This window comes from Mycobacterium sp. 852013-50091_SCH5140682, assembly GCF_001665685.1.
Classification (GTDB): domain Bacteria; phylum Actinomycetota; class Actinomycetes; order Mycobacteriales; family Mycobacteriaceae; genus Mycobacterium.
The window spans coordinates 53557-79323 of sequence record NZ_LZTB01000010.1 but is presented as its reverse complement, the minus strand read 5'-3'; the positions used below and the strand labels follow the sequence as shown (position 1 = coordinate 79323).

Sequence of the window (25767 nt, the reverse complement as noted above, 5' to 3'; positions counted from 1 at the left end):
CTAGACAATGACAAGATTGAGGTGTGCGATGGCCGTGTTCCTGACGTTGGTTCTGGGCAGCGTGGCGGCTCGCGTCGTCGGTTGGGCAGGGGTCGACTACGTCGACAGCTGGCCTCGCGCCGTGGCCGTCGGCCTCGCGGCGATGTTCGTGATGACGGGCGTCGCACACTTCGTCAACCCGTTGCGCGCAGACATGATCGCGATCGTGCCGCCGCGGCTTCCCGCGCCGGCACTGCTGGTGACCGTCACCGGTGCGCTCGAGCTGGCCGGCGCGCTGGGCCTGCTCTACCCGCCGACGCGGGTGGCCGCGGCGGTATGCCTCTTCCTGCTGATGCTCGCCATGTTCCCGGCCAACGTCTACGCCGCCCGGATGCCGAACCCGCCGAAGTCGATGACTACCCGTCTAGGTCTTCGGACCGGCGAAGAGGCTGTCTACCTGGCCGCTGCCATAGTTGTCGCGATCGGCGGCGGCCAGTAGCCACGCGTACTGGAAGGCCGCCTCTTTCCAGCGTTCGTAGCGCCCGCTGATTCCGCCGTGACCCGCCACCATCTCGGTCTTCAACAGCACCTTGTCGGCCTCGTTCACCGGATCTGACTGGACATGCCGTAGCGCCGCAACCCATTTCGCGGGTTCGACGTAATACACCCGGGTGTCGTTGAGTGAGGTCATCGCCAGGATCGGCGGGTAGTCCCGGGCCGCGACATTCTCGTACGGCGTGTAGGACTTCATGTAGGCGTAAACCTCGGGGTCCTCCAACGGATTTCCCCACTCGTCCCATTCGGTGACGGTCAACGGCAGCGATGGATCGAGAATCGTGGTCAGTGCGTCGACGAACGGCACCTGGGCCAGGATGCCTGCGAACAGCTCCGGCGCCATGTTGGCGATCGCGCCCATCAGCAGACCACCGGCGCTACCCCCTAGGGCGACCAGGTTCTGCGGCCGCGTCAGGTCGATATCGATGAGATGCCTTGCCACCGCGATGAAGTCGGTGAAGGTGTTCATCTTCTCCAGCAGCTTGCCGTGCTCGTACCACGGCCTGCCGAGCTCACCGCCGCCGCGTACGTGGGCGATTGCGAACACCATGCCGCGGTCCAGCAGCGACAGCCGGGCGATCGAAAACCGGGGATCCTCGCACGACTCATAGGCCCCGTAGCCGTACAGCAGGGTGGGAGCAGGGAATTGCAGGCCGGCCCGGTGGATGATCGAGATCGGCACCCGCGCGCCGTCGGGGGCCGTCGCCCAATCCCGGCGCTCCACATAGTCTTCCGGTCGATAGCCGCCCAGCACCGGCTGTTCGCGTAGCAGTGTCCGATGGCCAGCGCGCACGTGAGGAGCACCATCGGGTCGGGCGAGATCCAGGTCATACACCCGGGCCGGCGTGACGAACGAGGTTGCGGCGATTCGCAGTTTCGGCGCAGACCAGTTGGGGTTGCCGGCCAGGCCCGCAGCGGTCAGCTCGGAGTCGAAGGTCAGTTCCTCGGGTGTGCCGTACCCGCCGTTGGCGTTCACGGGCCACAGCTGAATCTTCGGCAACGCCTCACTGCGGTAACTGATCACCAGAAAACCGTCGAAGGCGTCGACCGCGTCGAGACGCACATCGGCCCGGTGAGCGATCAGCGGATGAAAAGCATTGGGGTCGTTGACCGGTGCGTCGACGAGCGTGAAGTTCTCGGCGCCGTCGTTGTGCAGGATGAGGAAGCGGTCCTCACCGCCGATGACGGCATGCTCGACGGAGTACTCGACCAGATCCCGCCGCTCCCAGACCGGGATGAACTGGGCTTCCGGATCGTTGGCATCGGCATAGCGGACCTCCGTGGTGACCGCACTGCCCGCCGCGATGAACAGGTACTTGTTGCTGCGGCTGCGTCCGACGCCGACCCAGAACCGTTCGTCGGGTTCGTGATACACCTTCTCGGCAGGCAGGCCCGCAGCGAGGCGGTGCCGCCACACCGTGTCCGGCCGCCAGGCGTCGTCGACGGTGGTGTAGTAGATCGTCCGGCTGTCGGCTGCCCAGGTTGCGCCGGAACCGATGCCGACGATCGTGTCGTCGTACTCCTGGCCGGTGCGTAGGTCCCGGAATCGCAGGGTGTAGCGCTCGTCGCCCTTGACGTCGACCGAATACGCCAACACGTTGCCGTCCAGGCTGACCGAGGCCGCACCGAGCGCGAAGTAGTCGTGGCCGTCGGCTTCGACGTTCTCGTCGAGCAGCACCTGCTCACCCGGAACATCGGTGTGCTCGTCGAACTCGGGCGGGGTCCAGTCGTCGGGGTCCGTGACCGGGCAGCGGCAATGCACGCCGTACTGCTTGCCCTCGAAGGAGCGGGCGTAGTACCACCAGTTGTCCCGGCGGGTGGGGACCGAAAGGTCGGTCTCCTTGGTGCGAGCCTTGATCTCGTCGAAGATCTTCTGCCGCAAGGGCTCCAGATACTCCGTGGCATGCGTGGTGAACGCGTTCTCGGCTTCGAGATGGGCGATCACCTCGGGATCGTTCTTGTCGCGCAGCCACTCATACGGGTCGATGAACACGTCGCCGTGGTGCTCGCGACGGTGGTTGCCTCGCTTGGCGATCGGCGGAGTCACGGGCTGGCTCATGCGCCGATCCAATCGGCGAAGCGCAGCCCCGAAATCCGTTCGTACGCCTCGATGTAGCGCTCTCTTGTCGCCGCCACGATCTCATCGGGCAGCGGTGGTGGCGGCGCGTCGCCGTGGCGGTCCCAGCCCGACTCCGGCCCGGTCAGCCAGTTGCGCACGAATTGTTTGTCGAAGCTGTCCTGCACCACACCCTGCTGGTAGGAATCCGCCCGCCAGTACCGCGACGAGTCCGGGGTGAAGACCTCGTCTGCGAGCACCACGTCGCCGTTCTCGTCGACACCGAATTCGAACTTCGTGTCCGCGATGATGATGCCCTGAGTGAGCGCGTGGTCGGCGCCCTGCAGGTAGGTCTGCAATGTGCGCGCCTTCAGCTGATTGGCCAGCACCGGCCCCACCAGATCGATCACCTGGGCGAAGGAGATGTTCTCGTCGTGCTCGCCCAATTCGGCCTTGGTGGCCGGGGTGAACAACGGCTCGTCGAACTTGCTGGCCTCCCCGAGCCCGGGCGGCAGCGGGATACCGCACACCGAGCCGGTCTTCTGATAGTCGATCAGGCCCGATCCGGTCAGGTAGCCGCGCGCCACGCACTCGACCGGCAGCATCTTGAGCTGACGCACCACAAGTGCGCGGCCCAGCACCTCCTCGGGGATGCGGGGATCGTCCGGTGGCCCGGCGAGATGGTTGGGCGCCTCGACGTGGTCGAAGAAGAACACGCTCATCGCCGTGAGGATCCGGCCTTTGTCGGGGATCTGCGAGTCGAGGATGTGGTCGTAGGCCGATATCCGGTCGGACGCCACGAACAGCAGGTGGTTGTCATCGACGCGGTACAGCTCGCGGACCTTGCCGCTGGCCAGGTGCTGGTACTCGGACAGAGCGGGACGCATCCGGTCAGCCTATGTGTTGGGATCGATGCCATGAGATCGCGGTACCTGCCGTACGCCCACCGACCCGGCCGATTGCTGGCGCAACTGTTCAGCGACGTCGCGGTCCTGGCGTGGATAACGGTGTGGGTGCTGGTCGGTATGGCCGTGCATTCGGCCATCGCCACCATCGCGACGGTGGGCCGCCAGGTGCATGACGGCGCCAACGGCGTGGCCGACAATCTGGACTCAGCCGGTGACAGCGCCCACCACATACCGCTGGTCGGCGACACCCTGAGCAAGCCGCTGCGAGCTGCCAGCGAGGCGGCGCTGGACATCGCCGGAGCAGGCAGCAGCCTCGACTCCACGGCCAGCTGGCTGGCCTGGGTGTTGGCGCTGGCCGTCGCCGCCGCGCCCATCCTGTTCGTCGCGATGCCATGGCTGTACCTGCGCGTGCGGTTCTTCCGGCGCAAGTGGACTGCCATCACGCTGGCCTCGACGGCCGCGGGCGAGCAACTGCTGGCGCTTCGCGCCCTGGCCAACCGGCCGCTGGCCAAGCTCACCGCGGTGTCCGACGACCCCGTAGGTGCCTGGCGCCGCGAGGAACCACGCGCCATCCGAGGCCTGGCCGCGCTCGAACTGCGCTCAGCGGGCATGCGACTGCGCCGCCTCGACTGATTCGAGGGATTTGTGTGCGTTTGGCGGCGCCCACCGCCGGTAAATGCACACAAATCACTGGGGTGGGAACCGGTTGACAGCCATACCCCGTCCAATCGGATGTGCTTGACGACTTTCTGCGGGATCACGACGGCGTGATCACCCTGTCCCAGGCCAAGCAGGCTGGCCTGAGTCAAGACGCGGTGAACCGCAGAGTCCGCTCCGGGCGGTGGCTGCGTTGCTTCCCGGGCGTCTATTTCGTCGACGATCGCCAGTTCACGGATGCCGCGCGGGTGCGCGCAGCGGTGTGGGCCCTTGGTCCCGACGCGACGGCAAGCGGGCTAGCCGCGGCGTGGTGGCATGGCGTCACAAAATACCCGCCGGAAGACGTCGAGGTGACCGTCCCCAGGGACAGCCATCACCCTCGTAGGCAGGGTATTCGCATGCGCCGCCGCGACCTCTGGCCCACCGACATCGTCGAGCGCCACGGTCTGCGCGTGACGTCGCTGCCGCTGACCGTTGTCGAAGCCGCGGCCAGGCGAGGCGGTGGCGCCAAGCTGATGGATTCTGCCTTGCAGCGCCATGTCGAACTCAAGGACCTGTGGCGGGTACACCTCCGCAACAAAGGAAGACATGGCTCGCCCGCCGCCCGCATACTGCTGCAGGCCGCGGCCGACGGAGCCCGGTCCGCTGCGGAGCGGTTGCTGGTCAAATTGCTCAAGGACGCCCGGATCGACGGATGGAAAGCCAACTACCGTCTCGGGCGCTACGTGGTCGATGTCGCGTTTCCGCGGCACAAGATCGCGATCGAAACCGACGGCTGGGCCTTTCACCACGACCAGGACGACTTTCAGAAGGACCGCGTCAAGCAGAACGAGATTGCGTTGATGGGCTGGCAGGTGCTGCGCTTCACCTGGCTTGATCTCACCGAGTACCCGCAACGGGTGCTCGCCGAGATCCGCTTCGCTATCGAGTCCCGTGCAGCCGTCGCAGCCAGCTTCCGAACGGGTGGCGCACCGTGACCGCGCCCATCCGGACGCGGCCGCGGACAACGAGATGCAGCTGCTGTGACGGCGGGCTGGTCCGCACCTTGACCGTCGCACTACCCGCGACGGCGTCGACGCCGTTGAGGTCGGCGGTCGCGGTGGCCGGGACGATGAGCTCAGTCGAACTGCAGTAGTCGTCGATGAGGACCTCCACGACGGGCCCGGGCAACACGGCCGAGGTGAAGTCGAGCGTGGTGCTGCACATCCGGGTGTTGAGTTGCAGAACCGGGGCCACCGTCCATTGCCCGCGCCGCACGATCGACGCCATGCGGCCCCGCAACACTTCGGGTGCCGGGCGTGGTGCGGCCGTGCCCGTCATCGGCAGGTCGGCGAGCACGACCCGCAGTTCGCCGCGGGTGCGTGCGGCCAGTGCGGCGTCGTAGCGCTCGGTGAATTCGTCGAGCGTGAGCATTCCTTCGCTGACCGCGCGCTCCAGCAGTTGGCCTACCTTGGCCCGCTCGGCGTCGGAGACGCGGAGGTGGTCATTCTGGCCTGAGTCCATGCTCCGAGGTTAGGCGAATGAGCCGACGGGTCACGATGACCGCGACGGCAAGCCACGCCGCGAGCGCAATCCAGAAGAACACCAGCGAGACGACGGACAGTGGCTGCCAACCGGTTTCGAGCGTCATGGCAAAGGTGGCCGCCGAGTACATGCCGAGGGGGAACACTGCGGGCCAGTCGAGCATCTGCCGCCAGCTGGTGACGGCCAGGGGCACGATCTGCACCGTCGCGACCGCGAGGGTCGCGATGGTGACGATCCGCACGGTAGCGGCGAGCGGGCCCGGATGCAGTGCGGCGTGGATGTGCTCGCCGGCCAACGTGGCGATCGCGAGACCGCCCATCAGGATCCAGTGATCGGGTGGCACGTTGCGCCGAGCTTCCGGTTGCCCCAACGCCCGCCACGCGATGAGCAGCGTCATCACGCCGTAGGCCACCAGCGCACAGACCCAGAAGATCAATGCCCAGAACATGATTCCCTCGGCCACGAACACGATGGCCAGTCCGGACGTCGCGACGCTGGCGAGTTCCCAAGTGCCATGCGCCCGGTCGCGCAGCCCTGTCGGGCCCAGTCGCCACATTCTCTTCAGCAGCATCGGAACGAGGGATAACCAGCCCGCAAGGCCCATCGCTCCGAGGCCCCACACTGCGACCGGGTACTCGGCGAATCGCGAGGCCAGCACCGCACAGGCCGCTACATACGTGAAAAGCCCGACCACCGTGTCGATGTCGCGTAGATCGAACGTCCGCCATCGCGCGGCAGCCAGATACATCAATACCGGCAGTGCGACGGCAGCCAGCGCCGCCAAGAGAACGCTGATGACGCCGAAACCGTGGTCCGCGGCGGAGATCGACACGATGCCGGTCGCCATGACTATCGCGAACATCTCAGGTTTCACGCCGCGAGCTCCACCACCAAATGCCGGATGCCGGTGTGCCGGTTGCTGCGGGTCCATTCGACCGGCTGAACCAGTCGGGCCGACGAGAACCGCTCGAGCAGCTCCTCGAACAGCACGCGAAGTTCCAACCGGGCCAGATTGGCGCCGAGGCAGTAGTGCACGCCGTACCCGAAACCCAAGTGCGGATTGGGTTTACGCGTGACGTCGAAAACGTCCGCGTCGGCGAACACCAATTCGTCGCGGTTGGCCGAACCTTCCCACACCTGGACCTTCTGCCCGGCCTCGATATCGCAGCCGCCCAGGGTCACCGAACGGGTCGCCGTACGACGCTTCGAGGGTGACGGCGAAGTCCAGCGCACCATCTCTTCGATCGCGGTCGGCAACAGCGCCGGATCTGAACGCAACAACTGCAGTTGATCGGGATGCTCGATCAGCGCCAACAGGCCGCCCGCGACCGCATTGCGCGTGGTCTCTGCACCCGCACTGAACAGCAGGCTAAAGAACAGGTACAGCTCCATGTCGGACAGTGCCGCGGCTTCATCGTCGCGAAACGCGTTGGCCACCAACGACAGCATGTCATCGGTGGGGTGTGCCCGCTTGGCGGCGATGAGTTCCTGCCCATAGGTGAACATCCGGGTGCCGGCTTCCTCGGCCGACAATTGCCCCACCGACGCGGTGCGGGCCGAGCCGAAGTCGAACTGCGGCTCGATGGCTTCGAAGAGCCAATGCCGTTCAGACTCAGGAACTCCCAGCAAGATGCAGATCATCTGCATGGGCAGTTCCGCGGCCACGTCGACCAGGAAGTCGAATCCTTCACCCATCGAGACGGCATCCAGCAGCCTGCGCGCCCGCGCCCGCAGATCTTCCTCGACGCGCCGGATCATCCTGGGAGTCAGCCCCGAGCTGACCAGCCTGCGGATCTCGGAGTGCCGTGGGTCGTCCATCATGTTCAGCACCTGCCCCGCGATGGACAGATCCTGCAGCAGGGTTCCGCCGAACGGCCGCGAACCCCCGGTCACCGACGAGAACGTCGACGGATCCCGCAGCACCGCAAGGGTTTCAGCGTGGGTAGCCACAGACCAGAACCCCTCGCCGTCGGGCGTGTGTTCCGTCGGCGGGTGCCAGTACACCGACGCCACCCGCCGGTGCTCGGCGAACAGCTCATTGGGAAACCCATGCGCGAAATTGTCCAGATCGGTCAGATCTGCCAATGTCACAAGATGGCACCCGAGGTGTACTTGGCTGCCTCAGGGTAACGGCTGACCAGTTCGTCGACGGCCGCGACAACTCCGTCGACCTGCGCACCCGCGGCTCCGGTGAACGCCTGGCGGTCGGCCAGGGCCGTCTCGAGAGCGACCCGGTCCAGGGGCAGTCGCGGGTCGGCGGCCAACCTGTCCAGCAGGTCTGGTTCCTTGCCCTGCTCGCGCATGGCGAGCGCCACCGCGACCGCGTGTTCCTTGATCACCTCGTGGGCGGCTTCGCGGCCGACTCCGGCGCGCACCGCGGCGATCAGGATGCGGGTGGTGGCCAGGAACGGCAGGTAGCGGTCCAGTTCGCGCTGGATCACCGCGGGGTACGCGCCGAATTCGTCGAGCACCGTCAAGAAGGTCTCGGTCTGCCCGTCGATGGCGAAGAACGCGTCGGGCAGCGCGACCCGGCGCACCACCGAACAGAACACGTCGCCCTCGTTCCATTGCGCTCCGGCCAGTTCCGCCGCCATCGACGCGTAACCACGCAGCACCACCTGCAGGCCGTTGACCCGCTCGCAGGAACGGGTGTTCATCTTGTGCGGCATGGCCGACGATCCGACCTGCCCCGGCGCGAAGCCCTCGGTCACCAGTTCGTGCCCGGCCATCAGCCGGATGGTGTGCGCCATCGACGACGGCCCCGCGCCCAGCTGAACCAGCGCAGACACCACATCGTGATCCAGCGACCGCGGATACACCTGCCCGACACTGGTGAAAACATCGGTGAATCGCAGGAATTCGGCAACCCGGCGCTCCAGCTCGGCCAGCTTGCCGGTGTCGCCGTCGAACAGGTCGAGCATGTCCTGCGCGGTGCCCATCGGCCCCTTGATGCCCCGCAGCGGGTACCGGTCGATCAGCTCACGGACACGTTGCAGGGCCACCAAGCTTTCCTCGGCCGCCGAGGCGAACCGCTTGCCCAGCGTGGTTGCCTGCGCGGCGACGTTGTGACTGCGCCCGGCCATCACCAGGTCGCGGTACACCACGGCACGCTCGGCCAACCGGGCCACCACCGCGACCCCGTGGGCGAACACCAGTTCCAGGGAGCTGCGGATCTGCAGCTGCTCGACGTTCTCGGTGAGGTCGCGGCTCGTCATGCCCTTGTGCACGTGCTCGTGGCCGGCGAGGGCGTTGAACTCTTCGATGCGGGCCTTCACATCGTGGCGGGTCACGCGTTCGCGCGCGGCGATGGAAGCCAGGTCGACGTTGTCCAGGACGCGTTCGTAGTCGTCGATCACGCCGTCGGGCACGCCGACGCCCAGCTCGGCCTGGGCACGCAGCACAGCCAGCCACAGCCGGCGCTCCGCGACGATCTTGGCCTCTGGCGACCAGATCGCGACCATCTCCTCGCTGGCGTAGCGGTTGGCCAGAACATTCGGAATCGTCACGAACACACAGCTTACGGGCCAGCCGGGCACACCAATGAGACAGTGGACGGATGCACTTCGTCGGGCTCGACCTCGCCTGGGGCGAGAAGAATCAGACCGGTGTCGCGGCGATCGACGCGGACGGGCGTGTGCTTCACGTCGGCGTGGCACAGGACGACGACAGCATCGCAGCAACCATCAAGCCGTACGTCAAGGACGACTGCCTGGTCGCCATCGACGCACCGCTCATCGTCAAGAACGCCGAAGGCTACCGACCGTGCGAACGGGAGCTCAACCGGGACTTCCAGCGGTTCGACGCCGGTGCGCGCCCCGCGTTCACCGAGCGGCCCGAGTTCAAGCATCCGCGCGCCGCGCGCATCGCTTCCGCCCTCGACCTGGACATAGACCCCGCCTCGTCGTCCCATCGACGGGCGATCGAGGTCTACCCGCACCCCGCCGCGGTCGTGCTGTTCGGCCTCGACAAGACGCTGAAGTACAAGCGGGGCTCGTTCGAGGATCGCCAACGCGAGCTGCTCAAGTTGATGACCCATGTCGAAGAGCTCGACAAGGCGACACCGCGGCTGCGGGCAAACCGCAGCGTCAGCTGGGTCGAGTTGCGCAAGCGGGTCGAAGCCGCGACGCGCCCCGGCCAGCTGGACCGTGACGAAGACCCCGTCGACGCCCTGATCTGTGCCTACATCGGGTTGTACTGGTACCACCGGCCGGAAGACGTGACCATCTACGGTGACGTCGCCTCCGGTTACATCGTCACCCCGTCACTACCCGCCGACAGGCTCCCCCGCCCCCGAAAAGAACCCACGAACGAGCCGGCACCCCCGGCCGTGCTGACCGCGCAGAACGCGGTGGCCGAGTACCGGCGACGGCGTCCCGCTCTGGTCACCGCCACGGAGCACTACCTGCGACTGGTGACCGACCTGCTCGACGACGCCGGCATCAACTACCTCAGCATCACGGCACGGACCAAGAGCGTCGAGTCCTTCGCCGCCAAGGTCGACCGGACCGTCGACGGGCGTCGGCTCTACACCGACCCGCTGGTGGAGATCACCGATCAAGTCGGGCTGCGGGTCATCACTTACCTTCGCGAGGACGTCGACACGGTGGCCCATCTGCTGGCCACGGAGATGCGGCTTTTGGACGACCAGGACATCGGCCTGCAGACCGCGCGCAAAGGTCGCTGGGGTTATGCCAGCCGGCACCTGCTGGTCGGCGTCGAGGGCGAGACGCAGCCTGCCTCGATCCAGGTGCGCACGGTGCTGCAGCACGCATGGGCGGAATTCGAGCACGACATCCGCTACAAGGGTTCCATTCCCGCCGAGCACGGCGCCGATCTGGACCGCCGCTTCACTCTGGCGGCGGGACTGCTCGAGCTGGCCGACCGGGAGTTCACCGCGATCCGTCAGCGGCTGCGCACGACGGTCACCGACGAGGATTCCGATTGGTCTACCGATTCGCGGATCGCCACGGCCGTGCTGGCGACGTATCTGGGCAACCGTTACCCCGATGCGGGGTGGTCGCGCACCGATCACTACAGCTGGATCTCGGGGCTGTTATTGGAACTCGGGATCACGTCGCTGGACGCGCTGAGCGGGCTGCTCGACTCGGTCGACGCCGACAAGGTGAACAACGCTATGGGATACCGGTTCCCGCCGGGAGCGGTGCGCCGCCTGGACGACGTCCTGCTCGCGGTGTACGGCGAGCGCTATATCGGCCTGGAGGGCAATGCGCACCGAACGGAGTTGTTGCAGAACAGGATTGAGAAACTGCGCGACAATTCTTAGATGTGCACGGGCCGCTCGTCGACCGGGGCGAGCACATCGATCACATCGATGAGCGTCGCGCGGGCGCTGGCGCGGGGACCGTCGCCCTCGTCCATGAGCGACGCGACCACCGCACCGTCCACCGCGCACACCAGCGCGGTGAGCAATTCGGAACGCACCGCTCGGCCGGACCGCTCGACCGCTTCGACCACCGCGTCGGTGCGTTGTTGGCGGATTCGGCGCTGGATGTCGCGCAGTCCGGGCTGGCGCGCGCACGCGATGTAGCGCTCGTAGCGGGAGATCAGCTGCTCGGTGACCCGGGTTTCCGGAGAGTCCCCGACCAGGAGGTCGACCAGCACGTCGGCCGTCGATTCTGCGCCGCGACGGCGACGGCTCAACGCGGCCACTCCGGCCTTCAACTGCTCGGCTTCGCGGATTCCGATGTCCTCCACGGCCTTGGCGATCAGATCGTCGAGCGAGGAGAAATAGTAGGTGGTCGACGCCAGCGGCAAGCCGGCACGGCGGGCCACGGCACGGTGACGGACGGCATCGAATCCGCCCTCACACAACAGGTCAGCGGCCGCCCTTACGAGGGCGTACCGCCGACGCTCCCCCTTCGGAGTGACTGCTGCTGTCACCATTAGCATGCTGCCAGTCGAGCCCACCTGCCATAGGGCTTTCGGCCAATCATCAGTCTTTACTCAGGTTTATTCGGACGACGGAGCCATTGGTGGGTGGCGGCGGCACGATGGCAAGATGGCCGCCATGCCTGACTTGAACCGTCGCGCCCTGCTGCGCCTCGGTGCCGGTGCGGCCGGTGCCTACACGCTGGGGGCAGCCCTGGGGTCCGCTCCCGCGCTGGCCAGCCCGCCCGCCGCTGCGCCGACCTACGTCAGCGGATCGTTCACGTCCGCAGCCCGCGGCGGCGTCGACACCAATTGGGCCATCGCCCGCCCGCCCGGCCAGACCGGGAAGCTACGCCCCGTCATCGCCCTGCACGGCAAGGGTTCCGACGCTGCCGAGGTGATGGCAGGCGGCGTGGAAAACGGTCTGGCACAAGCGGTTGCGGCCGGCCTGCCGCCGTTCGCGGTGGTCGCCGTCGACGGCGGAGGCGGCTACTGGCACAAGCGCGCATCCGGTGAGGATTCGGGCGCAATGGTGCTCAACGAGCTGATCCCGATGCTCGGCGACCAGGGTCTGGACACCTCGCGAGTGGGCTTCCTGGGCTGGTCGATGGGCGGGTACGGCGCTCTGCTGCTCGGTGCACGACTGGGGCCTGCGCGCACCGCGGCGATCTGCGCGGTGAGCCCGGCGCTGTGGACGTCGTCAGGGGCGACCGCGCCGGGCGCCTTCGACGGCGCCGACGACTATGCCGCCAACACGGTGTGGGGACTGCCCGCGCTGGGATCGATCCCGATCCGGATCGATTGCGGCAACAGCGATCCGTTCTATTCGGCCACTCAGCAGTTCATCGCGCAGCTGCCCAACCATCCGGCCGGCGGCTTCTCCCCCGGCGGCCACGACTCCGGATTCTGGAGTCAGCAGCTGCCCGCCGAGATCTCCTGGATGGCTCCGCTGCTCGTCGCCTGATCCGGCGTCACCTTTTTCCGGCGACACCCTTTTCCGGCGAGCAGACGCGGCGGTACGCGACACGCCGCGTTTCGCGTACCGCACTGCCTGCTCGCGCCGGAAAGGCGAGCCCTACAGGCTGATGCGTCCCTCAGCCGCAGCCAATGCGATGTCGGTGCGGAAGTGGCTGCCCGGCAACTTGATTGACTTGACCAACGAGTACGCGGCATCGCGGGCGGCCGAGAGGTCAGGGCCGGTGCCCACCACCGACAGCACCCGGCCGCCAGACGAGACGACGGCACCGTCGTCGCGACGAGCAGTACCGGCGTGCAGCACGCCGTCGGCTTCCGATCCGGCAATCACGTCACCCAGCCGAGGCCGGCCCGGGTAGTTCTCGGCGGCCACCACCACGCTGACGGCATAACCGTCCTGCCACTGCAGCTCACCGAACGACGCCAGTTGCCCGGTTGCCGCCGCACGCAACAGCTGCCCCAGCGGTGACTCCAGCAACGCCAGCACCGCCTGCGTCTCGGGATCGCCGAAGCGGCAGTTGAATTCGACCACCGCGGGCCCGTTCGACGTGATGGCCAGCCCCGCATAGAGCAGGCCCGAGAACGAACTGCCCCGCGCAACCAGTTCGGCGGCAACGGGTTTGACGATCTCGTCGACGATCTGTGTGGTCACGGCCTCGTGCAGCCACGGCAGCGGTGAGTAGGCGCCCATGCCACCGGTGTTGGGTCCCGAGTCACCGTCGCCGACGCGCTTGAAATCCTGCGCCGGCAGCAGCGGGACCACCGTCTCCCCGTCGACCACACAGAACAGCGAGACCTCGGGACCGTCGAGGAACGACTCCAGCAGCACCGGGTGGCCGGAGTCGAGCAGGCTGGCCGCGTGCGCCCGCGCGGTGTCGCGGTCGGTGGTAACCACAACACCCTTGCCCGCGGCCAGGCCGTCGTCCTTGACCACCCACGCGGCCTGCCCTGCCGGCGGGCCGAACCGGTCCAGCGCCGCGTCGAGGTGGCCGGGGTTGTCGACGATTTCACTGCTCGCGGTGCGAACTCCGGCCTTGGTCATGACGTCCTTGGCGAACGCCTTGGAGCCTTCGATGCGGGCGGCGTCCTTCGTCGGGCCGAAGCAGGCGATGCCTGCCGCGCGCACGGCGTCGCCGACACCGAGCACCAGCGGCACCTCGGGGCCGATCACCACGAGGTCGGATTCGAGCCGCTGGGCAAGTTTGACGACCGCTTCGCCGGAGGTGACGTCGACGTCGTACTGGTCGGCGATGATCGCCGTTCCCGCATTGCCGGGGGCGATTGCCAGCTCTTCGACCTCTGGGTCCCGGCGCAGCGCCAGGAGCAGAGCGTGTTCACGGGCACCGGATCCGATCACGAGGACGCGCACGGAGGTAAAGCGTAGCGGCACGCCTTAGGGCATACAGTTGACACCGAGGTGTATGGTCAAACCCGAGAAAGTGTTCGACGTCACATGAGGAGATGGTCGGTTTGACGACACTGAGCGCCTGTCCGTTCGGGCAGGGATACGACTTCACCGACCCCGAGGTGCTGCTCCACGGCATCCCCGTCGCCGAGTTCGCCCAGCTGCGCAAGACCGCCCCGGTGTGGTGGAACGAGCAGGGCGAATCGATCTTCAACGACGGCGGCTACTGGGTGGTCAGCCGGCACGAGGACATCAAGACCATCTCCCGCAACGGCGGGGACGTGTGGTCCACCAACGCCAAGGGTGCGGTGATGCGACTGCCCGAGGGCGTCACCAGTGAGCAGTTGGACCTGACCAAAGCCCTGCTGATCAATCACGATGCACCCGAGCACACCCGGCTGCGCAAGATCGTGTCGCGTCTCTTCACTCCGCGGGCCGTGGCCACGCTGGAGGAGAAGCTCGCCGTCGCCGCGCGCGACATCGTCGCCGCGGCCGCCGAGAAGGTCAGCGGCAATTTCGTCGACGACATCGCGATGAGCCTGCCGCTACAGGCCATCGCCGACCTGATCGGCGTGCCGGAAGCCGACCGGGAGAAGTTGTTCCACTGGACCAACGCGATCATGAACACCGACGACCCCGACTTCGACAGCGATCCGACGATGGCCAACGCCGAGCTGATGGGCTACGCGTACAACATGGCCGAGCAGCGTCGTCAGTGCCCGGCCGATGACATCGTCACCAAGCTCGTGCAGGCCGACCTCAGCGATGGAGGCGGCGAGTCCATCAGCGACGTCGAGTTCGCGTTCTTCGTCATCCTGCTTGCAGTGGCCGGCAACGAGACCACCCGCAACGCCATGACGCACGGCATGAACGCGTTCTTCGAAAACCCCGACCAGTGGGAGCTTTTCAAGCGCGAGCGCCCCGCCACCGCCGTCGACGAGATCGTCCGTTGGGCCACCCCCGTGCACTGCTTCCAGCGCACCGCCCTGGTCGACACCGAAATCGGCGGTGTCACAGTGCGCGCCGGCCAACGCGTCGGACTCTTCTACAGCTCCGCCAACTACGACGAAGACGTGTTCGAGAATCCGTTCACATTCGACATCCTGCGCGATCCCAATCCGCACCTCGGGTTCGGCGGCAACGGTGCGCACTATTGCATCGGCGCCAACCTGGCCCGCATGGAGATCAAGCTGATCTTCAACGAGATTGCCAACCAGATTCCCGACATCTCCAAACGTGCTGAACCGCAACGGCTTCGGTCGGGATGGATCAACGGCGTCAAGGATCTGCAGGTCGCCTACCGGTAGCTGGCTACAATTCCCGGGTGCGTACCCACGGCTGGGCCGGCTCAGCGCCCGCCACCGACGACGAGGCCGTCGCGCGCATTCTGACCGCCGCCAGCAAGGCGATCGACGAGCGCGGCGCCGACTTCTCGATCGCCGACGTCGCCCGCACCCTCGGCGTCACCCGCCAGACCGTGTACCGGTACTTCCCCAGCACCGACGCCCTGTTGGTGGCCGCCGCGGTGCATGCGGCCAGCGATTTCCTCGACCGGCTGGCCGCGCACCTGCAGGGCATCACCGATCCCGTGGAGGCTGTCACCGAGGCGATCGCCACCGCGCTGGAGTGGCTGCCCAAGGACAAGCACATCGGTCTGCTGATCGCTCCCGGGCGCGCCGACGCCCACACCGAGTCGGTGACCTCGGATGTGGCGGTCGATTTTGCCCGGGCCGTCCTGCGCCGGTTCGACGTCGACTGGGCGAACCTGGGGTTCACCGACGACGACCTCGACGAGCTTGCCGAGCACCTGCTGCGGATCATCCAGTCGTTCGTCATCGACCCCGGACGTCCGCCCCGCACCGGCGAGGCGCTACGCGCCTACCTGCGACGATGGGTCGGATCTGCTGTCATTGCGCCCGCTGCATCGCCCTTAGACTGATGGGATGAGCGCGCTCGACGCCTTCTACTCGACCTGGGATCAGGCCCGCAACACCTTCGGATCCGGCGCACCGCAAACCGGCGCAGAGTTCGACCGCAGCTCCCAACTGCGTGACATGCAGTCGGCCGTCCAGGCAGCGACCCCCGATTCCCGCTGGCAGGGATCGGCCGCCGACGCCTACACCGCCAAAAACGAGAAGCACGCGGCCGTCTACGGCAAGCTCGCCGACCTCGACCAGCGGATGGCCGCCGAGGTCGACCGATCCGCAGCAGTCGTCACTGCCGGGCGGCAGAACCTCGATCAGGTCCGCGACTGGGTCACCACCGCCGCAGCATCCGCCCCCAACGACAAGTCCGGCGAATACGTCAAACTCGCCATCGCCAGCAAGGGCCTGAGCCAGATCAGCGACATCATCCAGCAGTCCAACAGCGAGATGAGCGCGATCGGTGAACGCGTCCGCGGCATCGGCAAGGAATACGACGAAATCGGCGGGGACGACAAGAAGAAGGCGCCCGACGCCAAAGAGATGTCGAACTTCATGGGTCCGAAGTTGACGCCGCAGTTGCCCAAGTCTTTTCCTCTTGACCAAGACGACATCAGAAGACCCATTGACGGTGACATAATCCCGCCCAACTACATGGAATTGGTACCCAACTCGGGCGTGTGGGTACCCAATCCGAGCGATCCGAGAACGATACCGCACCCACCTAAGCGCCCAGTCAACGTAAGTGATCTTATTATCGATGACAGCATTAGTCGCCCCAATCGCCCATACGGACCAGGGCAACTAGTACCTGGCGTATGGATCCCAGATCCGAACGATCCTAATCACACGCCAAAAGAGCCCTTCGTGCCGCTGGATCTCGGTAAAATAATTCGCGTCACACCGGGCAGTGGAACTCTCGTCCCTCAAGGATATGTAGAACTGGGCACAGGCAGCGGAGTATGGGTTCCAGGCCCACCGACGATATGGCCTCAACCAGGGATCAGTAGTCCACGAGGGACCGGAGGATGAGCTGATCCGGACTCGCAGAACATTCAGCGGCCTTCGCCGCGAGAATCGGTATAGCCAGGAGGGCAACCGAGCGTTTCACGCGCCCCGTACTGCGGCAACCGCTCGGCCTAGTAGATCCGAAAATGCCTGCTCTGTTTGCGAACTCGGTTCGAGTACACCACGAATATCGATGAATATGCGATCGCTGAGAATCGCGGCGTAATAGTAGCGAACCCCGCTGCCCAACTCGCCGTCGGATTGAATCTTGTATGCCCGAGTAGTAACGCCGTCAATGACGGGAGCTGCAACCGTCTCGATCGTGCCCTGCTCTCGATCAGCCTTGTACGAGACACGGTCGCATCCAGGGCTTGGCTGACTGATGGCGAACGGCTCAGTGGCTCGGATCGCGCCGACGAACGCCTGGGGTCCACTTTGCTCATGCGCCTGCAGACCAATCCAGTCATATCCATCCGAAGCTAAAACCACCTGAAGACCGGGTTCGCATTGCGCTGGATCAACTTCACTCGGCGTCATCCCAAGAACACGACCGTACTTCGACGAGCGATCCGCGCCGTTATGTTGCAGCGGAACCACATTGGGTATCAGTCCAGATGGAAAGAAATTTTGGATGTTCGTTATTCGGGATATGTCTAAATTTTCCGAATTGGTTGTCGGTGCAGATGGTTGCGCAGGCGCCGCTGACGTTTGCGATTGCGCTGGGTGCGGCTCCGATGACGGAGAACAGGCACCAATTGAGCAGACTCCTGCACAAATTGCGATCGTCAATGCAACGGTTTGTAGCCTGATCATTGATAGAGCCTAACCGCATCTGAGACTGATCCGGTGCGCCAATACACCCGCGTTGCGGGTTGTGCCCTGATCGGTTAGCGCGCTAGGCAATTCAACCGGTAGAGACCATCGGCAACTATCTTTCAGCCAGCACAACTATCTTCATCGAAGATCACCACAGCCCTGGGCCGCCGGAGAGCATAGAGTCGGCCAAACCACGAGCCATGAGGCGAGATAACGGCTCTCCCACGCGAATCGGCGGGGCCAAATCACATGGGTGCGGGTCAGCAGGCGCTCGATAGCTTGCAGCCCCTGTGGACAGTCGTGCGCGGAACGGTCAGCTGGCTTTGACGGCCGCCACGGCGTGGGTGAGAAGATCGGATAGATCCTGCTGTGGTCGAGAATTTTCGTCCGTGCGCTCGTGGACGCTGACAATGATCCGGTCACCGACAAGGGCGTAATAGGTGTAATCGACAACACCGGGACCTCCGTCGACCCGACTCTTGACCGCCGCCGTCGTTGCACCATCAATCGTCGGGGCACTCAATCGTTCCGCCGTGCCGGTTCCGCGCGGGTCCTCTGCCGTGAAAGACAGTCGATCGCAATCTGCCGAAGGAATATCGACACTAAATGGATCAGTGGTTTGTTGTGCTGCCACGGATAGTTGCTGTCCACTGGGACCGTCGGCACGGAATGCAACCGACTCAGTTCCCGCGCCAGCGTGTATCGGCTTAAGCAACACCGCGCACGCCTGCGGCTCCACCGTAACGGGATCGCCGTAACCGACCACATCACTGACACTCTCGGCCTGACGCTCGTCGAGTCGCCTCAGCGCAAACCACTGAGCTGTGTACCCCTGCGGGAACTTATCCTTCAGACTCTCCAGCCGCGAGATGTCATAGTCCGCGGCCTTCGCCGTCGTGGTCGTCGGAGCCGCGTCGTGCGAACTCGGCGAGCAACCAACAACGGCAACGACAGCTGTACAACCCGCCACAACGCACGCGGCTACCCGTGACCCCATTACCCAAGCCTAAGCGACGTTTTGGCGCGACCGAAACGTCAATCAAACTGCCGACTGAACGCCCTACGACCAGCCCATAAACTGAAGCGAACACGCTGATCCTCAACGGCGACATGGTCACTGCCGGGTACCGGGTTGTGGACACCACCCTTCTTGGAGTGTCGACACTGGTACCAAGCGAATTCGCCTCACTAGACGCACTCAGTCTTCTTGAGCGGCTCCAGGATGCACAGCCGTGAGACGCGCAGACAAGAACCCCCTCACTTCACCGTCAACGGCAGTGACTTGCGTGGTTCGAAGACGAACGACGCCCCGCCACTGAACTTGACCACCGCAACCTCACCGAATTCCTTGGCTGCCGTGTCGGTTTCAACAACGTGAGCCGTCCATTCAGTATCCGACCCAGTCACCTCGACAGAAAGATGCGGGTCGACCGCCGCGACGATGGCCTGCAGGGGCCGGGTTTCGTGTGGCCCGGTCAACGACACCCAGGCCCCGTCCTCGTGCGCCGGCGAGCGCCGTACCGACACCACATCTGGCCCGAACTCCGCGTCGACGTAGGCGGCCGGGTTCAGGAGAGGATGCAGTTCGAGCACACGTACCGCGCCCTCGATTCCCCCGGGCAACCCGAGCGCGCGGTGAATGCGTTCAGCGCCGACGCCTGCCACGCCGATCAGCTGTTTGACGCAGATATCGGCGGCCAGCGCCGTGTCGGTACCGGCCCGCTTTCCGACCGCCAACACGAATGCCAGATTCAGCAGGTGCATCTGCAGGCACACCTCGTCGGCCATCCGCACCAGAGCGGAGTGCGAGAAGGCGGCGAAGTCGAAGTCCGACACGAGCGGACCCGAGTAGTCACTCTGCCCGGACTGAGACACGTCGATGTCATCGAGAACCGTTTGCGCAGCGTGAGTTCGGCGAATGATATCGGGTACCGGGATGTCGGGGACCTCAGGGTGGGACTCGTCGATGATGACCGTCCACGCGCAGTGCGGCTGTCGGTCGGCGGGAGTCCGGGGCGGGCGGTGGATCGGCCGGACCTGCGCACGCCGGTTGGTGGCCAGCGCCGTCGCATCGAAGGTCGGATCCTCGATGTCGTGGCACATGCCACGCACGTAGTCGTCGCCCATCGGCTCGACGTCGAGCAGTGCCCCGCAGTGGTCGAGCTGGAACTCACCGTGCCAGCGGTCGTGCACGGTGTAGCGGAAGTCCATGAACTGCGGCGGCGCACCGATGTCGAGTTGCAGCCCCTTGAAGATGGTGATGACGTCGATGCCCTCGTAGTTCAGCGCCTGCTGCATCCGCTTGGTGTAGATGGGGCTCGACGCCATCCATTCCTCGATGGCGATCTGCAGCATTTCTTCGCGGCCGAATGATGATATGCACCAGGCCATTCCGGAGCGGTCGATCAGCTGCCCCATGAGCAGCAGCTCGGGAACCAGCTTGACGAGCTCAGCGTGCGACAGCGACGCATACCTACTTGCCATCGAGCTCATTCCCGGTGTTCATCTTCACGGCGGCGTTCACATTGGCCCGCTTGTCCTCATCAAGCCCTTGCTCGGCGGCCTTGCGCCGCTTGGCCGCAACCTTCGACACGGTCCCGTTGAGACCGGACCCGAGCGGGAAACCGACGTAGTGGGTGAGGAATATGGCGATGTCCTTGAGTTCCTCCTCGGTGAACTCCCCGTTGAGCAGCGCGGCATTCACCTGAACCTCGGCAAGGTCCTGCAAACCGAGTGCCGTCACGGCCGACAACGTCATCAGCCGCTTCTCGCGCATCGACAGTCCGGGCTTGGTCCAGATGGTGCCGAACAGGTGGTCGACGGTCAGATCGAAATATGGATCGCCTTCGATGTTCGGCATCTCCCAGCCGTAGACCTCGTTCATCTTGGCCAGGCCCTTGGCGCGCAGCTCATCCATAGACAGTTCTCCTAGTCGTTCTCGTGCGGCACGCCGAGGCCCTCGGCAAGCCGCTGCAAGGCCACCTGGGCCAACGGAAGATCCACTCCCACAGCCTCGCCCAAGCCGAGCGCCAGGCTGAGATCTTTCTCGCCGAGTCCGCGGGTGTGGGTGAAGGCGTCATAGAGCCAGTGATCCGGCGTCAGCTCGGACATGTTGTCGCGCAAGATGATGGCACCTGGACCGCTGGTCAGCGCATCGGTGTGACGTACCACCCGACCGAGTGCCTGCAGATCCAGCCCGGCCGCCTCGGCCAGCTTCATCGCCTCACCCGCCGCGGCATACGAGGTGAAGGTCAACATGTTGCGGGCCAGCTTCATCCTGGTACCGGCCCCGGGTTCACCTGCGTGGATTACCATCGAGCCGAACTGCTTGAGCGCGGGCTTGATCCGTTCGTAGACGGGCCGCTCGGCGCCGACCATGATGGCCAGCTCACCCTTCTCGGCAGCTCCCCCACCCCCGCTGACCGGCGCATCGACGATGTGGATGCCCTGCGGCTTGTACTGCTCGGCGAGCTCGACGGCGGTAGTGTCGCTGATGGTCGAGTGGATCACAATCACCGTGTCGGGCTTGGCCTTTGCGGCGAGCTCTGCGACGACCGACCGCACCTGCTCGTCGTTGAGCACTGTGACGCTGATGATGTCGGCGTCGGCGATGTCGCCCACACTCTCTGCCAACGACGCGCCGAGTTCGGCAAAGGGCTCGAGAGCTTCGGCCCGCACGTCGTACACGATGAACCCGCCCGGCCACTCTGCCAGGCGCTTAGCCATCGGAGTACCCATGTTGCCCAGGCCGATGTATCCGTATCTCAGATCGCTCATGAGCGGATGATCTGTCCGCCGTCGACATTGAAGATCTGGCCGGTGATCCACTTGGCCTGGTCACTGAGCAGGAAGAGACACATGCCGACGAGGTCTTCCGGTTGGCCCATGCGGGACAACGGGATTCCCCTGATGATGTCGTCCACCATCTCCTTGGGCGTGGTGGTCCGATTGGCCTCGGTGTCGATGGGGCCGGGTGCGATCGCATTGATGCGGATGTTCTGCCCACCAAGCTCGCGGGACAGCTGCTGGGTGAGGCCGTTGATGCCGACCTTGGCCAGACCGTAGTAGTTGGCGTACAGCCAAGCCGCCGTCGACGACTGGTTGACGATCGCGCCGCCGCCACGCTTGGCCATCTTGCGATACACCGCACGGGTGCACACCAGAGCACCGTCGAGGTTCACGCTCATGAACTTCTTGTAGTAGTCCCAGTCGACCGTGAGCAGAAAGTCGAGCTTCATACCCCCGAAGATCGCGGCGTTGTTGACCAGGTAGTCGATCCCGCCGAACTCCGAAAGTGTCTGTGCTGCCATATCTTTGGCCGAGTCGATGTCGGATACGTCCACCCGTACCGCGAGCGCCGAGCCACCCTCGCCCTTGATGCCGTCGGCGACCTTCTGCGCGCCTTCGGTGTTGATGTCGGCCACCACGACCGCCGCCCCCTCACGCGCGAGCGCTTCGGCGTAAGCCTGGCCGATGCCGCCACCGGCCCCGGTGACAATGGCCACCTTGTCGTCGAACTGTCCCATGTCTCATCCCTTTCCCGCCGAATGGCCAGTTAATGCCCGGTTCTCGTGAGATTGCGTGTCACAACTGGCCGCTCGACACCGTCTCAACTGGCCAGAGTGGCAATGCATTTGATCTCGGTGTACTCCTCGAAGCCGGCCACACCCATCTCCCGGCCGACTCCGGACTGCTTGTAGCCGCCGAACGGTGCGTCCGCCGAGTACCAGACGCCGCCGTTGACGTTGACGGTGCCGACGCGCATCCGCGCGGCCACGGCCTGGGCACGGGAGTCGTCGGCGGAGAACACCGTGCCGGACAGGCCGTACGGCGAGTCGTTGGCGATGCGCACCGCGTCGTCGTCACCATCGTGGGCGATCACGGTCAGCACCGGCCCGAAGATCTCCTCGCGCGCCACCCGCGCCGAGTTGTCGAGTCCGGCGATCACCGTCGGTTCGATGAAGTAGCCGGTATCCAAATCCGCGGGGCGCCCACCGCCACACGCGAACCGGCCACCCTCCTGCAGAGCCAGGTCCAGGTAGGCCTGCACCCGATCCCGCTGCCGCGCGGAGATCAGCGGCCCGCATACCGTGCGCTTGCTGTTGGGATCGCCCGGCTTGATGGACCCGAGCGTCGCGGCGGCGGCCTCGACGGCCTCGTCGTAGCGGGATCGCGGCACCACCAAGCGGGTGGTGATGGCGCAGCCTTGCCCGGCATGCATGGCGACGGTGAAGGCCGCCATCGCGCACGCGCCGGCCAGGTCGGCGTCGTCGAGCACCAGGAACGCCGACTTACCACCGAGCTCGAGGAACACCTTCTTGATGGTCAACGCGGCGTCCGTCATCACTGCGCGCCCGGTGGCGGTCGACCCTGTGAACGAAACCATGTCCACCCGAGGATCTTTCGACAACAACGCGCCTACGGAGTGATCGCTGGAGGTGACGATGTTGATCACACCGGCTGGAAAATCCGTCTGCTCGGCGATGATCTGGCCGACAGCCGCAGCGGCCCACGGGGTGTCCGGGGCAGGCTTGAGGATCAGGGTGTTGCCCGCCGCCAACGCGGGTCCGACCTTGGCCAGGTTGATCTGGTGCGGGAAGTTCCACGGCGTGATGGCGCCGACCACACCGACGGCTTCGCGCGCCACCACGCGGTTGGTCGGAATCCCTTGCGGGGTAGCGTGTCCCAGGTCGGTGCGCCATTGATAGTTCTCCGCAGTATCGGCGGAGAACGCCAAATCGCTGATGGGGCCTTCCAACTGCGCGCCGGCAGTGAGCATGCGCGGTGCACCGACCTCCGCGATGGTCAGTTCTCGTAGATCTTCGAGGTTCTCCTGCAAGGCATCTCGCAGCTGACGCAGGCAACGTACTCGCAGTGCCGTGTTCGTCGACCAGTCGGTGTCGTCGAACGCCCGCCGCGCCGCCTCGATGGCATTGCCCATGTCCTCGGTATCGGCGTCGGCCGCGACGCCGAGCACCTCTTCGGTCGCGGGGTTGACGGTGTCGAACACGCCGCCGCGACCGGCGACGAGCTTGCCGTCGATGAGCAGTTGACTCTGGCGATCGGCCAGTACCGGCATCGGTGAACTCCACTTCACGATTTCTGGACAACTGTCCGGCTGTCTCATTTCGAACGATAGCCTCAGAGCCCGCAGACCCGCAAGAGCGCACCCGCAGACCCTGCCGAAACACAGGAAAGAGACATATATGAGCAGCGAATATGTGACGCACACTTGCCCAACGTCCGAGTCGTCGGATAATTTGGACATGTGTCCAGCGATGCCGTGGCAGCAGTCACAGAAACACCGCGCAACCGTCGGCAGGAAGAGACCTTTCGCAAGGTGCTCAGCGCCGGGATCGAGATGCTGCGCGAGTCCTCGTACGCCGATCTGACGGTGCGCGCCGTTGCCGCCCGCGCGAAGGTTGCGCCTGCGACTGCCTACACCTACTTCTCCTCGAAGAACCACCTGATCGCCGAGGTGTACCTCGACCTGGTCAACAAGGTTCCCTACTTCACCGACGTCAACGACGCGATGACCACACGCGTCGACAAGGTGCTGCGCGCGCTGGCGCTGGTCGTGGCCGACGAGCCCGAAGTCGCCGCGGCATGCACCACGGCCCTGCTCGGTGGCGGCAGCGATCCGGCGGTACGCACTGTCCGCGACCGCATCGGCGCCGAAATCCACAAACGCATCCGCTCCGCAGTCGGTCCCGACGCCGATCCACGCATCGTCTCGGCCTTGGAGATGACGTTTTTCGGCGCACTGGTCAATGCGGGCAGCGGCGCCTTCACCTACCACCAGATCGCCGACCGGCTGACCTATGTGGTCGGACTGATCCTGGGAGAGGACCAATGAGCGTGGAAGCCCCAGAACTGGTTTTCGATCCGTACGCCTACGACCTGCACGAGGACCCGTACCCGTACTACCGGCGGCTACGCGACGAGGCCCCGCTGTACCGCAACGACAAGCTCAAGTTCTGGGCGCTGTCGCGGCACAGCGACGTGCTGCGGGGTTTCAGGAACAGCACCGCGCTGTCCAACAAGCACGGAGTCTCGCTGGACCCGATCTCCCGCAACGACGAGGCCCACCGGGTGATGTCGTTTCTGGCGCTGGATGATCCGGCCCATCTGCGACTGCGCACCCTGGTGTCGAAGGGTTTCACTCCGCGACGCATCCGCGAGCTGGAGGGTCGGGTCACCGAGATCGCGGTCCAGCACCTCGAGGCCGCGCTGGACCACGAAACCTTCGACTACGTCGACGAATTCGCGGGCAAGCTCCCGATGGATGTCATCTCCGAACTGATGGGGGTGCCGCAGGAGGACCGGGTCCGGATCCGCGCGCTGGCCGACGGTGTCATGCACCGCGAAGACGGGGTGGCCGACGTCCCTGCCTCAGCCATGCAGGCCTCGGCGGAACTGCTGGTCTATTACGCCGACATGGTGAAGCAACGACGCAACCAGATCACCGATGATCTCACCTCGGCGTTGATCGAGGCGGAGATCGACGGCGACAAGCTCACCGACGACGAAATCATGGCCTTCTTGTTCCTCATGGTCGTGGCCGGCAACGAGACCACCACGAAACTGCTTGCCAACGCCGCATATTGGGGATTCAAGAATCCGGACCAGCTGGCGCCGGTGTTCGACGATCACGACCTCATCACCCCGTGGGTCGAGGAAACGCTGCGCTACGACACGTCCAGCCAGATTCTGGCCCGCGCGGTGGTCGAGGACATCACCCTCTATGACACGACCATCCCACAAGGCGATGTGCTACTGCTGCTGGCCGGGTCCGCCAACCGCGACGAACGCGTCTTCGACAGCCCCGACGAATACCGCATCGGCCGCGACATCGGCTCGAAGCTGGTGAGTTTCGGCAGTGGGGCGCACTTCTGCCTCGGCGCCCATCTGGCACGCATGGAGGCGAAGGTGGCACTGACCGAGCTGTTCAAACGAATCCGCGGATATGAGGTCGACGAGGCCAACGCCGTCCGCGTCCACTCCAGCAACGTCCGTGGATTCGCACACCTCCCCATTGCGGTGTCCCACCGCTGAAACCCATGACAGTGGAGA

At 65.3% G+C, this 25767-nt stretch carries 25 protein-coding genes; 10 read left to right on the top strand and 15 right to left on the bottom strand.

What is annotated here, in order from left to right; all coding sequences use genetic code 11:
- Window positions 1–28 precede the first annotated feature (28 nt).
- The gene (locus A5784_RS02850; RefSeq protein WP_064942133.1) at window positions 29–478 is read left to right on the top strand and encodes a DoxX family protein; all 450 of its coding nucleotides are present in this window, start codon (window positions 29–31) and stop codon (window positions 476–478) included.
- Here A5784_RS02850 and A5784_RS02845 read toward each other — a convergent pair.
- Both A5784_RS02845 and A5784_RS02840 read right to left on the bottom strand, forming a co-directional pair.
- Entirely contained in the window at window positions 404–2593 is a 2190-nt protein-coding gene (locus A5784_RS02845) for a S9 family peptidase (protein WP_064942131.1), read from the bottom strand. The two genes, A5784_RS02850 and A5784_RS02845, sit on opposite strands and share 75 nt — an antisense overlap.
- On the bottom strand, window positions 2590–3477 hold the full coding sequence (locus A5784_RS02840; RefSeq protein ID WP_064942129.1) for a phosphoribosylaminoimidazolesuccinocarboxamide synthase: 888 nt from the start codon (window positions 3475–3477) through the stop codon (window positions 2590–2592). The genes A5784_RS02845 and A5784_RS02840 overlap by 4 nt, the downstream gene beginning before the upstream one ends.
- Before the next feature lie 30 nt (window positions 3478–3507).
- Here A5784_RS02840 and A5784_RS02835 point away from each other — a divergent pair, with 30 nt between their 5' ends.
- Both A5784_RS02835 and A5784_RS02830 read left to right on the top strand, forming a co-directional pair.
- Window positions 3508–4131, top strand: a complete 624-nt coding sequence (locus A5784_RS02835; protein ID WP_064942127.1) for a hypothetical protein — start codon at window positions 3508–3510, stop codon at window positions 4129–4131.
- 101 nt (window positions 4132–4232) lie between these two features.
- On the top strand, window positions 4233–5132 hold the full coding sequence (locus tag A5784_RS02830) for a type IV toxin-antitoxin system AbiEi family antitoxin domain-containing protein (protein WP_064942125.1): 900 nt from the start codon (window positions 4233–4235) through the stop codon (window positions 5130–5132).
- Here A5784_RS02830 and A5784_RS02825 read toward each other — a convergent pair.
- From A5784_RS02825 to purB, 4 genes are read right to left on the bottom strand one after another with little or no spacing between them, the layout of a single operon-like run.
- Window positions 5077–5658: a DUF1707 SHOCT-like domain-containing protein gene (locus A5784_RS02825; RefSeq protein WP_064942123.1), complete on the bottom strand. Its 582-nt coding sequence runs from the start codon at window positions 5656–5658 to the stop codon at window positions 5077–5079. The genes A5784_RS02830 and A5784_RS02825 overlap by 56 nt on opposite strands.
- A complete protein-coding gene (locus A5784_RS02820) occupies window positions 5639–6553 on the bottom strand; it encodes a tellurite resistance/C4-dicarboxylate transporter family protein (protein ID WP_156750343.1) in 915 nt (304 codons plus the stop codon). The genes A5784_RS02825 and A5784_RS02820 overlap by 20 nt, the downstream gene beginning before the upstream one ends.
- Window positions 6550–7770, bottom strand: a complete 1221-nt coding sequence (locus tag A5784_RS02815) for a cytochrome P450 (protein ID WP_064942119.1) — start codon at window positions 7768–7770, stop codon at window positions 6550–6552. The genes A5784_RS02820 and A5784_RS02815 overlap by 4 nt, the downstream gene beginning before the upstream one ends.
- The gene (purB, locus tag A5784_RS02810) at window positions 7767–9185 is read right to left on the bottom strand and encodes an adenylosuccinate lyase (RefSeq protein ID WP_064942368.1); all 1419 of its coding nucleotides are present in this window, start codon (window positions 9183–9185) and stop codon (window positions 7767–7769) included. Before purB ends, A5784_RS02815 begins: the two co-directional genes overlap by 4 nt.
- Window positions 9186–9235: 50 nt before the next feature.
- Here purB and relZ point away from each other — a divergent pair, with 50 nt between their 5' ends.
- Window positions 9236–10963: a bifunctional ribonuclease/(p)ppGpp synthase gene (gene relZ / locus A5784_RS02805; RefSeq protein WP_064942117.1), complete on the top strand. Its 1728-nt coding sequence runs from the start codon at window positions 9236–9238 to the stop codon at window positions 10961–10963.
- Here the strand turns inward: relZ and A5784_RS02800 are convergent.
- Entirely contained in the window at window positions 10960–11589 is a 630-nt protein-coding gene (locus A5784_RS02800) for a TetR/AcrR family transcriptional regulator (protein WP_064942366.1), read from the bottom strand. The two genes, relZ and A5784_RS02800, sit on opposite strands and share 4 nt — an antisense overlap.
- Before the next feature lie 109 nt (window positions 11590–11698).
- Here A5784_RS02800 and A5784_RS02795 point away from each other — a divergent pair, with 109 nt between their 5' ends.
- On the top strand, window positions 11699–12532 hold the full coding sequence (locus A5784_RS02795) for an alpha/beta hydrolase (protein WP_064942115.1): 834 nt from the start codon (window positions 11699–11701) through the stop codon (window positions 12530–12532).
- Between the two features lie 111 nt (window positions 12533–12643).
- On the opposite strand, the gene purD is transcribed toward A5784_RS02795, so the two are convergent.
- Entirely contained in the window at window positions 12644–13912 is a 1269-nt protein-coding gene (purD, locus tag A5784_RS02790) for a phosphoribosylamine--glycine ligase (protein ID WP_064942113.1), read from the bottom strand.
- A gap of 92 nt (window positions 13913–14004) precedes the next feature.
- Between purD and A5784_RS02785 the strand changes: the two genes are divergently transcribed.
- Genes A5784_RS02785 through A5784_RS39020 form a run of 3 tightly spaced genes read left to right on the top strand, consistent with a single transcriptional unit; the run spans window position 14005 to window position 16902 of the window.
- Complete coding sequence (locus A5784_RS02785; RefSeq protein WP_064942111.1) at window positions 14005–15255, top strand: cytochrome P450; 1251 nt, start codon at window positions 14005–14007, stop codon at window positions 15253–15255.
- Window positions 15256–15272: 17 nt separating this feature from the next.
- A complete protein-coding gene (locus tag A5784_RS02780) occupies window positions 15273–15887 on the top strand; it encodes a TetR/AcrR family transcriptional regulator (protein WP_064942110.1) in 615 nt (204 codons plus the stop codon).
- Window positions 15888–15891: 4 nt separating this feature from the next.
- Complete coding sequence (locus A5784_RS39020; protein ID WP_232005919.1) at window positions 15892–16902, top strand: EspA/EspE family type VII secretion system effector; 1011 nt, start codon at window positions 15892–15894, stop codon at window positions 16900–16902.
- Between the two features lie 75 nt (window positions 16903–16977).
- Here A5784_RS39020 and A5784_RS38095 read toward each other — a convergent pair whose 3' ends face one another.
- The 7 genes from A5784_RS38095 to A5784_RS02740 all read right to left on the bottom strand — a co-directional run bounded on the left by A5784_RS38095 (window position 16978) and on the right by A5784_RS02740 (window position 23773).
- Window positions 16978–17691: a DUF5642 family protein gene (locus A5784_RS38095; RefSeq protein WP_156750342.1), complete on the bottom strand. Its 714-nt coding sequence runs from the start codon at window positions 17689–17691 to the stop codon at window positions 16978–16980.
- A gap of 316 nt (window positions 17692–18007) precedes the next feature.
- Complete coding sequence (locus tag A5784_RS02765) at window positions 18008–18691, bottom strand: DUF5642 family protein (protein ID WP_064942106.1); 684 nt, start codon at window positions 18689–18691, stop codon at window positions 18008–18010.
- A gap of 260 nt (window positions 18692–18951) precedes the next feature.
- On the bottom strand, window positions 18952–20178 hold the full coding sequence (locus tag A5784_RS02760) for a hypothetical protein (protein ID WP_064942364.1): 1227 nt from the start codon (window positions 20176–20178) through the stop codon (window positions 18952–18954).
- Entirely contained in the window at window positions 20168–20611 is a 444-nt protein-coding gene (locus tag A5784_RS02755) for a carboxymuconolactone decarboxylase family protein (RefSeq protein WP_064942105.1), read from the bottom strand. Before A5784_RS02755 ends, A5784_RS02760 begins: the two co-directional genes overlap by 11 nt.
- Before the next feature lie 11 nt (window positions 20612–20622).
- Window positions 20623–21471, bottom strand: a complete 849-nt coding sequence (locus A5784_RS02750) for an NAD(P)-dependent oxidoreductase (RefSeq protein ID WP_064942103.1) — start codon at window positions 21469–21471, stop codon at window positions 20623–20625.
- On the bottom strand, window positions 21468–22220 hold the full coding sequence (locus tag A5784_RS02745) for an SDR family oxidoreductase (protein WP_064942101.1): 753 nt from the start codon (window positions 22218–22220) through the stop codon (window positions 21468–21470). The genes A5784_RS02750 and A5784_RS02745 overlap by 4 nt, the downstream gene beginning before the upstream one ends.
- A gap of 83 nt (window positions 22221–22303) precedes the next feature.
- Window positions 22304–23773: an aldehyde dehydrogenase gene (locus tag A5784_RS02740; RefSeq protein ID WP_064942099.1), complete on the bottom strand. Its 1470-nt coding sequence runs from the start codon at window positions 23771–23773 to the stop codon at window positions 22304–22306.
- Between the two features lie 189 nt (window positions 23774–23962).
- Between A5784_RS02740 and A5784_RS02735 the strand changes: the two genes are divergently transcribed.
- Together A5784_RS02735 and A5784_RS02730 are read left to right on the top strand one after the other, a co-directional pair.
- Entirely contained in the window at window positions 23963–24550 is a 588-nt protein-coding gene (locus tag A5784_RS02735) for a TetR family transcriptional regulator (protein WP_064942097.1), read from the top strand.
- The gene (locus tag A5784_RS02730; protein ID WP_064942094.1) at window positions 24547–25749 is read left to right on the top strand and encodes a cytochrome P450; all 1203 of its coding nucleotides are present in this window, start codon (window positions 24547–24549) and stop codon (window positions 25747–25749) included. The genes A5784_RS02735 and A5784_RS02730 overlap by 4 nt, the downstream gene beginning before the upstream one ends.
- Window positions 25750–25767: the final 18 nt, after the last annotated feature.